Raw genomic sequence first — 13,342 nt, 5'->3', positions numbered from 1 at the left:
AGAATAAAAAAGGTGCCCAATTCTTTTTGGACACCTTCTCGTTTTTCTCTATGCACCTTACATAGACTACTTTATTTCACAATTAACTTCGCTTTGTAGGTTTGCTCACCTCTTAGTATGATAATGTAAAGACCCGAAGACTGGATGTACTTGCGGTCTATGATTACCCGGTTTCCACTTACCTTATCGTTGGAATAAACCACACTCGATGTTCCGGCATGAACCACCTGTAATTGATAAGTTGTATTCTTGGGGTTCGGAAATTCGATATAGGCTTCTCCATCGGTGGGGTTTGGATAAACTTTTAGAGTTCCGGGATTTATTTCTTCACTTAGATCCTCTTTTGATTCCAGACTGGCAGTTTTGGATGAATTTCGCATGTTGCCGGGTTCGTCATGCTCTTCATAGTAAATGTTTCTGGCTTCCAACAAATCAAGAGCATAGTGATAAATTTTCATGTCTGAGAAGACCAGACCATCTGCCGGACCGATTACCCATTCAGAAAAATCAGGCAAACCTTCTCTAATTCCTGGGATCCAAATGAGTCGACCATCGAATTTGCGTCTAACTTTGTTTGTGCCATAGCCATATTCGGTTCCATCTCCCGGCTTGCCAACAAAAACTCGCATGTATTTTTGGGTTTTAGCAAAAACGGCACAGACATAATACCACCCAGGGCCTGCATCAAATGCCGCAGGTTCCAATAACCTGTATTTCCATGGTCTTGAAACGGTTTTAGAACGATCATCACGCCACCATTCCTCAAAGTATTGTTTCAAGTAAAGTGTTTGACCTATTAAAGACAGTCCAAACTTAACATCCACATCGTCTTCTCTGTATTTTGCTCCAAACAAAATTCTTTCCTCCGCAGATTCTGAAGTCATTTTCACCCAAAGGGTAAGCGTAAATGCATCTACTTCGTTATTATTGGATAAGCCAAAAAAAGAACACTGATTTGTTGTGCTAACAATTTTAAAATATTCATCTCCTTCAAGCCTGTAAGCAGTATGTGAATTCTCATACCCGTGAGCATCTTGACTTGCAATTGATGGGGCACGCATCGCACAGTTACCATCATAATAATGAAGTACATTTCCATCCCCATCTTTTGGCTGAAAAGTCAATCTTTGGTGATACAGTGCATCATTATAGTCAAAAGTCCAATGAATGCTGGGTTTCGGAAGTGATTGTCCATGGGTTTTAGATGAAAAATTAATTGCCATCCAAAAAATAAGAAATAGCCCAATGATATATGCTTTATTGTTCTTCATGAGTTGAAAATTTACCAAGTGTTTTTAAAAAGTCAATGATCACATCAGGACGATCGGAAGTCCAGTAATCACATTCCAAATAATTAATGTTAAAAATTACATCAGCTCTTCTGTCAAACCTCGACGAATACGGATTTGCTTGTCTTGGATCAGATCCGGCATCCATATAGACTAACTTATTGTCAAATCCATTACTGGCAGTTGGGTTAATTTGAGTGATTCCAATCCATTTGCTTGGTTTGTACTTGTCTTTGAAGGTAAGCAAGCGGTTGATACCATCCGGTGAGAAACCATCTTCAGCACTTCCATCTTCTGCCATCATTTTAATTTGCAATTCGAATCCAGGGATGTTCCATTTATGATGGTCATGTTTGTCAATAAATTCTTCAAGGAATATGATCTCTCCATTCTCATTTACCGACGATGCTTTTTGAGCTAGATTATCAAAATAAAATGGTGTATATCCAACCTGTTGCATTAATTCATCTCCATATTGTGCTACCAGTTTACTTACATTCCTATTGGGACCTCCTTTAAAAAATATATTGTTCTCATAATTGTGCTCAATGGCAGTCCAGTATACTCCATCAATATCATCCCAACCTTTATCTATCATGATACCAAGGTTTAAATCCCTTGCCAGGTTGATGGCTTCATGAAAAGATGGAATGGTAACCTCGGTTAAACATCCAAACCTGTCTCTCACAGTCATCTGAGTCAACTCATTAAAAGTAAAGTCTTCTGGTTTTTTAATCCAATCGTCGTACTGACTTTCCGTATAGCCTGGGAATCTCCTTTTCAACTCGTTCCGTAGTTCTTGACGCTTGGCAAATGCCAGCAATGTTGAGGGAACCAAAAGCTTATCGTAGGGATCAACACATGGGTCAGATGGCCCTGTACTGGATTCTCTAAACATGAAAGGATCATGAAAAAGAACGTAGTGTGGAATGCCATCATGTGACAAGTCTCCTCCTGCACGAGCAAGATCTAATTCCAGTAAGTCATAATCCGCTGCAGCAGCAATAGATTCCATGGTATTTTCCGGGGCTCCTCTCCAATCTCCCCTGTGCCATGCAATTAAATGTCGATTGACCCCTAAAAGACTTTTTTTATGGTAAATCTTACGGTTGATATTAGTAATACTGGGCCTCTCAATCTGAATTTCGCCATTATAGATCGGAAATGGTCCTGTTGAGTTTATGTTATGAATTAAAACCCTTTGAGTTGACAGCCATCCTGAAGGAAGTGTAATTTTGTATAAATAAAAATCGCGTTCGGTGCCTTCTGCATGGGCCCGAAAAAGTTTTTCTCCCTTTGTGGATATGGCTTGTGGAGGCAAAAGGAACGCATTTGTGCTTGAGGCCACAAAATATTCATATTTATCAATTTGGGAATTGTAAAGAGGACGAAGAGCTATATTAGTATCATATACTCTACTTCTTATCGAGCCTTGATCGGGTAGGCGTGGAATGAGAAAAGTGTATGCTCTTTCCAACGATCCAGTCTGATAATTTACAGCAATTGGAAAAGCATTTACAGCTTTATCATTGTATTCTTCATGTGCTGCATCTAGCTGCTCTTTAGTGGCAAGTGGTCTTTTTTGAAAGTTAATTCCTTTTACTTTTAGTACAGCTAGATTTTCCTTGGTAATGGTCTCCGATATACCAGGGACTTTTATTTCAATCAAATCTTCAATATGGGTATTTCCAGTAAACTCCACCTCAATGATGACTGATATTTCGTTGTCCTCATCCTTTTCTCCGCGTACTAAAGAACTTAGATCTAAAAAGCCCTTGCTTTCCCGACTTATCGCTTTTAAAAATCTGTTCTTATAAGCCGTGCTCCAGACAGTATAGTCTCTATCACCACAAGTCCAAACACCAAGATTACAGTACCAGGGGGTCTCATCAGTAATGATCCATCCTAAACCTCCAAAATTGGTAATGTAATCTCTCGTTATTTTTATACCATAAATGAGTCCATCACTATGATTTCCACCATCATTATACATGGGTTCATAATACATACGAACTGTAATTGCACCTTGCGATGCTCTCCCTTTTATTCCAAAATTTTGTCTTATATCTGTTGTAATTGGAAAAGCCAAACTTTTTTTTGCTCTGGTATGAATGGTATAAACAGAGGCATTGGCTTGGTGCGACCAGAACATAAGGAATACTCCAAATACAAAACAGGATATTTTAAATAATTTCATAATATCTGATTTTTAAAGGTGAGAATTATTTGTTCTTGTCGAGTAACTTCTCCAGTAAATGCAGCCTTTCAGTTAATTCCTGAATTTTCAAATCCTGGCTTTCAATTTTCTTGTCTTGTTCAATTGTATACAGGGTTAGTTCTTCTACTTTGCCTAGAAGTGCCACATCCAATTCCTGCATAGAATATCCTTCTTTGTAAACCTCTTCGGCCGATGGAATCCCAACCAAATGTTTATGTTCCTTAATAAAGCCTTCAACTTCAGCTAAGCTTGGTAATGAATAATCTTCTTCAAAAACGTCATCTCTCCAGGTATTAACCGATACGATTGCAATATCCTCGGTAACAATTCCGTCTTCAACCCAAAGTTTATAATTGGTAATGTGATCTTCTGAAAATTTTTCACTACTGGTAAGGTTTAACTTGGGTCCAACATACATAGCACCTCCCACTGTTAAAGCAGCATCTTCTACTTTTGCATCGGTATTAATGGATACCTGGCATTCAGGAGTAGCGTTAATGGTTACAGAACTACTCTGTAAGCTAAGGTCTCCCAGACTATTTATGATTAAATTTCTTGGATGTTCGTTTCTTGCAATATCTGAACTTAAGTAAAGGGTGGTTTCATTACAGCCAAGCATGGCTGTTTTTGGGGAAATATTATCCGAGACAAAATACAATCCCTTAAAAATACGCTGTGAAGCCTTGTATTGAACAAAGGTATTGCCATATTTATATAAATTCTTGTCTTCATCTAGTCTCATCATCAGATCATCCAGATCATTTCCTCCATTTTTCCACCACCTGAATCCTGCCCCATTTCCATTGTTGTCATCATCAAGGGTCCAGGACCATGAATTGTGATTGGTCCAATCATCTTTTGCATCACGATCATTTGCTCTTTGTGCTGATAATTTATTGACTGATAAGATTAATAATGCAATTGCAAGAAACTGTGTTAATGTTTTTTGTGTTTTCATATTCGAATCGTTTTAGATTAAAAAATAATTGGTTAGTTGTATTTTATTGAAGTATGAAAGGCATAAGTTTTCATGCCTTTCATAGAGGTTTTATCGCTTATTGATGCAAGCCTTTGGAGCGTAGGTATTCTAAAAGCAATTGGGGACGATCGGTTTGTATCATATTAATTCCTTTTGAAACCAACCAACCGTAGGCAACATCAGGATTTTCGGTATAGGCTCTGTCGTCGTGATGTCCAGAGTTATGATGCGACCATAAAGAATTTACCCATACTCGTGTGCCTTTTTCTTGAAAATCAAAAAACTCATGAACCGTAGGAATGGTGTCGGAAGTAAAAGTAAATTCGACGGCCTCGAAATGATTCTTCTTTACTTCCAAAACTCTTTCTTTGTAGCCCTTTGCACCCAATTTTATAATCGGCATATATTGAATAGAGTCGTAGAAAACACCCAGCTTACTTTTTACCTCTTCAATGGGCACGTTATAGCCTTTCATAATCACCTGATTCATTGTCCCGGTTTCTTTCAGAATCGGTAAAACCTCTTCGAAATACTTGTAGGACTGATCCAGGTTGACCAATATTTTGCCCTTGGTGCTTAATAGGGCTTCCTTTAAAGTTGGAATCTTGAACTCTGTTCGGTGTCCTGCTCCGTCTTTTAAAAAAAGCTCCTGTATCTCTTTCAGTGTGTGATCTTTTACTTTACCAGAGCCGGTAGTCGTCCTGTCCAGAGTATGGTCGTGCATTAAAATCAATTGCTTGTCTGAAGTTCTCTTAAGGTCTATTTCCACAATGTCAACGCCCATTTTAATGGCATTTTCGATGGCGAGAATGGAATTTTCGCAAGCATTTCTCCAATCGCCCCGATGCGCTATGACCAAAACATTACTTCCATTTACATACTCATCCAGTAAGACTGATGTATCCTTATTTTTAACTTTATCATCATTCTTCTTGCATTCTGTACAACAAGCAAAGCATGATATTGCAAGTGATAAAACCAATAATATCTTATTCATAAATTTATCTGTTGTTTTGTGATATTATATGAGACTTACCCTTAGAAAGGGATAAGTCTCATATTTGAAAAGTTTACTCGCTATCTTTCACACATCGAATGGCATAACCATTAAAATGTTCCCAATTGGCACGTCCAACACCATTGTTGTTGTATTTTACATATCGTAACCATGCCCTGGTTTCAAAATATTCATCACCATTAGCATCGGTTTTGCTCTTGAAATGGCTAAGAGAAGATGTCCATAGGTATCCATATTCTGTCAGGAACTGGAACTTGTCTTTCTTCCAACGTCCACTTGGTAATAAGGCAAAACCAAACTCATCTGTTCCTGAATCTTCTTTCCAACCTGTTTCTGATTTCAGCTTCATTCCCTCCGAGTTATCGTTTCTGTAACTGGTCTTGTCCTGTGTTTCTTCACTCATACCCAATGTAGCTTCAAGAACTTTAAAGTCTTCATCGGTTGGTACGTGCCATCCTTTTGGAGCAATTCCTTGTAGGGTAGCTGATGATTCAAGGTATGTTTTAAGCGTTGTTGTATCTGTTACAGTACTTGGTATGTCAATGGCTGCAAACCAGTTATACATTACACCATATTTATCGAAGTTCTCTTTTACAGCAGGGTTTGCATTCACATCAGCCATGCTTCCTCCATTATCTAGTCCATATACATAATAGTGTTTTGTGAAATTGGATTTATTGCTACCTACATTGTTAGCCGATAAACTTGCTCCGGTAGGCAGGTAAGCAAGATTCTCAGCCATCCAAACCTGTTCTCCAATTTTTACAATTTTATAACGCTTGCCATCTCTTTCATCAACCATCTCGGTTGGCTCTTCAACAACTGGTTCAACAGGAGTTGCCTTTACACTTACTCCTGTCGATTTATTTGCAGTCGAATCTACAGTTTGGATTGTGAAAGTATATTCAACCCCATTTTCTAAACCAGAAAATTCTTTGGTTGGGAATCCAGGGCTTAATGGTATGGGTTGTACCAGATTATTCTCAGGAGTAAATGTGATTTGTACCTGGGCAAAATCCTGGTCTGAAGGCTCGGTCCATTCTAATACCACTTTTGAATCACCCGCGCTTGCAGTTAGATTTGTAACTTCTGCCGGGGGAGTGGTGTCCAAAGGGATATCATCTGACTTATCGCAACTGATAAGCATTACTATAAAAATGTAGTAGATTATTGATCTATTTATATTAGCTTTCATAATTCTATTTTATAATTGTTTAGAAAATCAACATATTGAATCAGGATTACTTCTATTACAATCGTTGTCTTTTATTTAAAGCGTAATCGTGTCAAAATAGGATAATGATCAGACAGGAAAACACCTTCTCTTTGTTCCGTTAAGATTCCATATTTCTCAACATCAATTTTGTCATTGACAAAGACGTAGTCTACAATCTTGCCAACCTTATAGCATGTTCCGAAACAATGGCCTGTACACAACGCATTGTATGGACGATCTACCAGAATTCTTCCTTCGCTTAGTTTTTTGGCTGAATCAGAGTCTTGGGTAAGAATGTTGTATGATGATGAGTTAGGGCGTAAATTGAAATCGCCAGTAGCAATCACAGCAGCTCCTTTTGCAATGGATTTAATCTTATTTTTTAGTAGTATGGCACTATTCTCTCTAGCAGTTTCACCAACATGCGAAAAATGGGTGTTAAAAAAATAAAACTCATTGTTGCTTGCTTTATGCCTGAATTTCCCCCATGTAACCTGGCGGTGATATTTTGCATCCCAACCAACACTTTCAACATCTGGTGTTTCGGATAACCAAAAACGTCCAGATTCCAAAAGTTCAATATTTTCGGTTTTATAATAGATGCCATTGTACTCATAACCTGGTTGAGAGCTGCTTGCTTTACCGATCATTCCATAATCAGCGGATAAAAGTGTTCTCAATTCAGCCGTTTGATCGTTTTTTTCTTCCTGTAATCCAATTAGATCAATATCAAAAAAATAGATAAAGTCGACTACCCATTGCTTGCGGTGATCCCAATTATTTATACCATCGGTATTATTACTGTACCTTATATTAAGGCTGGCCGCATTTATAAAATCAGAGGAAGAAGAGGGCTGAGGGCTTGGAGGTTCTGGTTTTTCGCCTCCAGGACTGCCTTTGTCACAAGCAGATGCAAATACTGTTAGTGTAATAGTAAATATTAGTAATAAAGTTCTCATCATCATTTTCTAAGGATTAATTTTTTCCCATTCAGGATTTTGTTTTAGCTTAGGATTAAGTGTAAGTTCTTCTAAAGGAATTGGCGATAAATACTCCCAGTCACCAAAAGAGGGAAGTGCTTTGTTATAAGGTAATAACCTACCATTTGCACCATTGCTTAAAGACATTGCATCGCCAAGTTTGAAGAAATCTACCTTTGGATAACTTCCCGCATCCGAAGGCTTGTTTCCATCATAGATATACAAGTCGAAAACTCCATTCTGATCTCTGTCGGTATATGTATTCAGTGTTACATAAATGCCTTCTGCGTTATCACGAAGTAAGTGTCCCTCTTTCCATCTCATCAAATCGTCAAATCGAAAGCCTTCAATTGCCAATTCTACTCGTCTTTCTCTCCTAATTTCCAGGATGAGTGGATTTGAGGTGCTTTTATACTGTCCATCCAGATAGGAGTCTAAAGCAGGAGTTAAGCTTAGTTTTGGCATTCGAACTCTTTTTCTGAGCTCGTTAATTGATTTGTCTAAATCGGCTTGAGTTATGGTTCCCAATTCAGCAAGCGCTTCAGCATAATTCAGGAGAACTTCACCCAATCTGAATACAATGATATCACGTGGATCGCCATTGTCGTATATTGCTGGTCCAACTCTTTTAACAACCTGGTAACCCGTATGGTTTTGTCCAAACCAGGGCAGCACAATTGCCGTTTCATCTATCCTGTGAAAGTTGGGTGGCATCGAAGTTTGAGCAAGACGAGGGTCACGGTTTGTAAACTCATCATACCATGGCAATGTTTCAACATCAGCATATTTTGATTGGAAAGTATTTCCATTAGACATCAGGTATTCATGAACCAGTGATTTGGTAATGCCTCTTCTACCCACAGAAGTAGTTGTAAAGCTTTTATTGTAATTCGAAATGTTACCTTCAGCCAGATCAATGGCCATAATTACTTCATCTGAATCAGCCTTTTCGGCATTAAACAAATTGTAGTAATCTTTACTGCTTCCTGTGTTGTATGTTGAATATAGCCCACTGTTTATTATTTCGCCTGCTGCATTTGCTGCTTCGGTCAGAAATTTATCTGCATCAGCAAGACCTGCTTCGGTGTGATATTTTCTCCAGCTTCCTTCGTATAGACAAACTCTAGACTTTAATGCCAAAGCCGTCCACTTGTTTACCCTGTTTTTAGAAGTGGTTACTTCGGCATGCTGAACGGCAAAATTTAGATCGGCTAATACCGAATCCATTACCATTGTTCTTGGATCTCTGGCTTTGTACAATTCTTCATCATTTGAACCTAATACTTTAGAATACCAGGGAACATCACCAAAGCGTTTTACTTTTCTAAAGTAAAATCTGGCACGAAAGAATCTGGCAACAGCCAAATACTTGTCTTTGTCTTCCTGTGCAATACCTTTGGAGGCTTTACAGTTTTCAATAAAATAGTTGATGTCTCTTAATTGTGTCCACTTCCAACCTCCAGAACCTAATTCTACTGGCATAGAATATAAACCTGTTTTTACAGCTTCGGGTGTAGATTGCTCGGCCATATTATCACTTTGATAATCATTCTCGTATTCATTCTTGGATAAGTAGCCATAAAAAGAATTGGTATACAATTCCAAGGCTTCGGCAGAGGTGAAAAATGTTTCCTTAGTGGGGCTTGTTTCCGGTAATCTTTCTAGGTAGTCATCATTACATGAGCTTAAGATCCCCACAAATGCTAATATTACTATAATTGAATATTTTTTCATCGTATTTGAATTTTAAAAGTTTGCCTGAATCCCGAATGAATACACTCGTGATAGAGAATAAGCAGTACCATTTCCTGTATATCTTGAGTTTGCATCTGGATCTCTTTCCAGTCCCTCAGGATCAAGTAAGTGCTTTTTCAAGCTGCTAATTTCCCATAGGTTTTGTCCGTTGAAGTAAACCCGAAGTTTCTTTAATTTGATTTTTTGAGAAATGTGTTGAGGAAGAGTGTAACCTACAGTTAAGTTCTTTAAGCGCATATAAGCCCCATTTTGCAGATATCTTGTTTGTGGGATGTCTAATTCATATCCGCCTTGTGCGATATAACCTCTTCGTCTAGGGAAATAAGCATCGGGATTATCTTCTGTCCAACTGTTTTTAACAACATGATCTAACAATACAGAATACTTTCTGTTATAGGCTGACCAGAAATTGTTGGTTTCTTTTTCAGGATAAAAATCTCGTTTTGCTACACCATTAAAGAATGCATTGAAATCGAAATTATTCCAACTTGCATTCATTGTAAAGCCAAATTGATAGCGAGGTGTTTCATTTCCTATTTTTGTGTAATCACCATGATCAGCAAGTGTCCATTCTCCTTTACTGATTACCCCATCATTATTTTTATCTGCAAACTTCAAATCTCCAGCTTTAATGCCACCTTTTTTATAGGCATAAAACCTTGTGCTGGTAGGCCAGGCAGCAGCTTCCTGGTCATCTTTAAATAAGCCAAGAGTAGTTAAACCCCAAATTTCACCTAACTTTTGCCCTTCGTAATAATCTCCCAGATATCCGGTTGGGTTATTATACTTGGTAATTTCGCTGGTGTTGTCCGAAACTGAAAGTCTGAACCCATACTGAAATGGTTTTCCTTTTAATTCAAACCTGTTTTTATAATTGATACTTACTTCCCAGCCTTTGGTCAAAAGTTCAGCATTGTTTTCTTTAGGTACAGGAGCTCCAAAAACCGATGGCAGCGAAAAAGATTTTGCCAGCATACCGCTTGTTGTTCTTCGATAGTAATCAAATGTTGTTGTAATACGATTTTGCAACAAATGCATATCAAACCCAAGGTCTACGGTGGTAACCTTTTCCCACGTGAAATTTGAAGATTTAGGGTTAGGACTAGTAGCTGTACTTACAGTGTTACCATTCAGTAAATAATTCAATGTCCCAATTGGTATGTTCTCCAGGTAATCGAACGAGCCGATATTTTGATTCCCAAGAGTTCCATAGGATGCTCTTAATTTAAGGTGATTCACAACATCACTAAGTGGATCAAAAAACTTTTCGTTTGATACGATCCAGCCAGCTGAAACTGAAGGTTGTAAAGATGATCGTTTGCTTTTTGAAAATTTAGAAGATAAAAAATAAGCCCCGTTAAGTTCTAACAAATACCTTTCTTTGAAGTTATAATTCAATCTAAAAAAGGCACTTCTTAAGGCATTGCTAGTGTCACCATCATCGGCAGTTTGGATTCCCGTTCCTAAGCTTAATGATCTTGCAGGAAGTATATTTAAGGGAGACTCAACTTTAGCCCAATAGTTTGTTTTTTCGTAATCTTCCTGATTAAAACCAAGTAAGCCTTTAAAGTAATGGTCTTCAAATTTTTTCTCGACTGAACCGTATAAGTTAACTACATTCCTTGTGATACGATATGAGGATCGGTAATATTCTGAGCTGAATTTTGGGTGAGCTGGAATGATATTGTTCCTGTTACTTGCGATATTATCGATAAAAGGTCCTGAATTATCACGAAAGCGTTCCTTATTCCAGTTCACGTTTTCGTAGGTATAGTCACCATGAATTTTTACAACATCATTAAAAAGTGACCAATCAAAGCCGAAGGTGTTTCGAAGGTTACGTTTGTCTTCATACCTGAAAGATTTTTCTCCCAGGTATTCTCTCATCCAACCTGTATTTGTAGCAACTTTTTCACCATTAACATCTACATATTCAGGCATCATAGGCCAAACAAAGTCTAAGAAACGAAAGATGTTGGATTGAAATGCATAGATGTCAGTATCAGGAATATCAGACTTTTTTTTGCTGAACGATATGTTCTGGAAAATTGAGAAATCGTCACTTACCGTGTATTTTGCATTGGTACGTACGTAATACTTATCAATCACTGTAGGGCTCAATTTTAATGGACCTTCTGTATGGTTATAATCAACTGATGTATACAGGTCAAGTTTTTCTCCACCGCTACTTATGGCGAGGTGATGCTGTTGCTTTGGGGTATATTCTCTGAACCACTCTTTGTAATAGTTGTGAACTTCTCCTCCACAATACAATTGCCCGTTTTCATATTTTGCATGAGGTAGGGATGGATCAATGGCAACTTGTTTTGCGTAATCAATTTGCTGGGAGGTGAAAAAAGTTTGATTAATATTGGTACTAAACTCTTCTTGTACCTCCATATAATCACTTCCCATATAAACATCGGGAGTGATGATTGGTTTGCTAAATGAAAAACTGTTTGAATAATCAACTGAGAATTTTCCCTTTTTAGCCTGCTTGGTTGTCACCAATATGACACCGAAAGTTGCCCTACCTCCATAAATAGCTGCGGATGCTGCATCTTTTAATACGGACACACTTTCAATATCTTGGGGTGGTAATGAATTGATATCCCCACCAGGAACTCCATCGATTAATATGAGTGGATCTCCTTCATTGATCGAGGTCATTCCTCGGATATTAAAACTGGCATTTCGACCTGGTTTACCATCTGCAATCCCAATATTTACATTGGCCATTTGGCCTTGTAATACTTCTCCAATACTACCAACTGGGGAATTCTTAAGTACCTCGGCCGATACTTGGTCTACTGCACCTGTTAAGTTTTCTTTTTTCTGAGTACCATATCCAATAACAACCAATTCTTCCAATCCAATCGTCTCTTCTTCCATTACGACATCGATTGCGCTGCGCCCCGAAATTTCAATATCCTGGGCTTTCATTCCTATAAAGGAGAAGTGGAGTAGCTTTGCCGATGGAGCAACTTGCAATTCATAAGCACCGTCGATATTGGTAATAACCCCATTTGTGGTGCCTTTCACAATAACGGTTACTCCTGGCAAAGGCTCGCCATTGCTGTCGCTAACCTTTCCGCTAATGGTTTTCTTGTGTAATTTGCTTTGTTCTGTAATGGTTTGGTATACCTCTTTTGCACTTGCCTTTTGTAGAGGGGCAGCAAACCTCTGCTGAGACTTGAAATTCGCACCCAAACCCGTAAAGGAATAGAGCAGAAACAGAAGTAGCAATTTACACTTTAGCAATTGCCTGATAAGCCCAAAATTTGAGGCTTTTTTCATTTTTTTGTTCATAGAAATTATAATTTAGTTTATTATACACTTGGTACTTAGGGACAGTGCGTGGAATATTTCTAACTTCTAAACCAAATGTTTTCTATTTTACAATACAAGCGATATCGACAATCGCATACTGAGCATCGACGAACGCATACTGAGCATCGACTTAAGTTTTTATTGGCATGAAAAATTGATGAGTAAGAGGGGGTGTTTTTGAATGTATAGGTCGCGTATAATTTTAATTTTGTTATTCAATAAGATCTTGTTAAATTCAATCGGTTATTTTTCATTGATGAGGCAGGGGAGGTTTGCAGTTGTGTGTGGGGAATGTCTCTTGTAAAAATAAAAAGTCCTTTGGAGACTATTTTGAAGGACAAATGACTATATAATAATACAATACAAAAACCAACAGATAAGGTAGATAAAGTGCATTACACTTTACACTTACGTTGGCAACCATTTGATGAAGAATGAGAATAGTTTATTTCATATTAGCAATTATCTTTTTAATCTCATGTGAGAATAAAAAAGTTAGATATTCTGGTCTAAATGACTTGGTTGTAGGTGTTCAACAAGTTATTTTGTATGAAAGT

8 protein-coding genes are annotated in these 13,342 nt (G+C 37.9%); all 8 read right to left on the bottom strand.

Translation table 11 applies throughout. The features are described 5' to 3' along the window. Positions 1 to 71: 71 nt before the first annotated feature. Positions 72 to 1,271, bottom strand: coding sequence for a T9SS type A sorting domain-containing protein (locus tag ELS83_RS02710; protein ID WP_171593990.1), 1,200 nt, complete (start codon positions 1,269 to 1,271; stop codon positions 72 to 74). Next, positions 1,258 to 3,486, bottom strand: coding sequence for a glycerophosphodiester phosphodiesterase (locus ELS83_RS02705; RefSeq protein ID WP_171593989.1), 2,229 nt, complete (start codon positions 3,484 to 3,486; stop codon positions 1,258 to 1,260). The genes ELS83_RS02710 and ELS83_RS02705 overlap by 14 nt, the downstream gene beginning before the upstream one ends. Positions 3,487 to 3,511: 25 nt before the next feature. Next, complete coding sequence (locus ELS83_RS02700; RefSeq protein ID WP_171593988.1) at positions 3,512 to 4,465, bottom strand: hypothetical protein; 954 nt, start codon at positions 4,463 to 4,465, stop codon at positions 3,512 to 3,514. Between the two features lie 97 nt (positions 4,466 to 4,562). Next, a complete protein-coding gene (locus ELS83_RS02695; RefSeq protein ID WP_171593987.1) occupies positions 4,563 to 5,483 on the bottom strand; it encodes a glycerophosphodiester phosphodiesterase family protein in 921 nt (306 codons plus the stop codon). A 73-nt stretch (positions 5,484 to 5,556) separates the two neighbouring features. After that, complete coding sequence (locus ELS83_RS02690) at positions 5,557 to 6,699, bottom strand: FISUMP domain-containing protein (protein WP_171593986.1); 1,143 nt, start codon at positions 6,697 to 6,699, stop codon at positions 5,557 to 5,559. Positions 6,700 to 6,770: 71 nt separating this feature from the next. Next, positions 6,771 to 7,679, bottom strand: coding sequence for an endonuclease/exonuclease/phosphatase family protein (locus ELS83_RS02685; RefSeq protein ID WP_171593985.1), 909 nt, complete (start codon positions 7,677 to 7,679; stop codon positions 6,771 to 6,773). 9 nt (positions 7,680 to 7,688) lie between these two features. Beyond that, positions 7,689 to 9,434 carry a RagB/SusD family nutrient uptake outer membrane protein gene (locus tag ELS83_RS02680; RefSeq protein ID WP_171593984.1) on the bottom strand — a complete coding sequence of 582 codons (1,746 nt, stop codon included), beginning with the start codon at positions 9,432 to 9,434 and terminating at the stop codon, positions 7,689 to 7,691. A gap of 12 nt (positions 9,435 to 9,446) precedes the next feature. Beyond that, entirely contained in the window at positions 9,447 to 12,764 is a 3,318-nt protein-coding gene (locus ELS83_RS02675) for a SusC/RagA family TonB-linked outer membrane protein (protein ID WP_171593983.1), read from the bottom strand. Positions 12,765 to 13,342: the final 578 nt, after the last annotated feature.

Source organism: Marinifilum caeruleilacunae, assembly GCF_013141825.1.
GTDB classification, from domain to species: domain Bacteria; phylum Bacteroidota; class Bacteroidia; order Bacteroidales; family Marinifilaceae; genus Marinifilum; species Marinifilum caeruleilacunae.
This window is presented reverse-complemented; position numbering and strand designations above follow the sequence as displayed.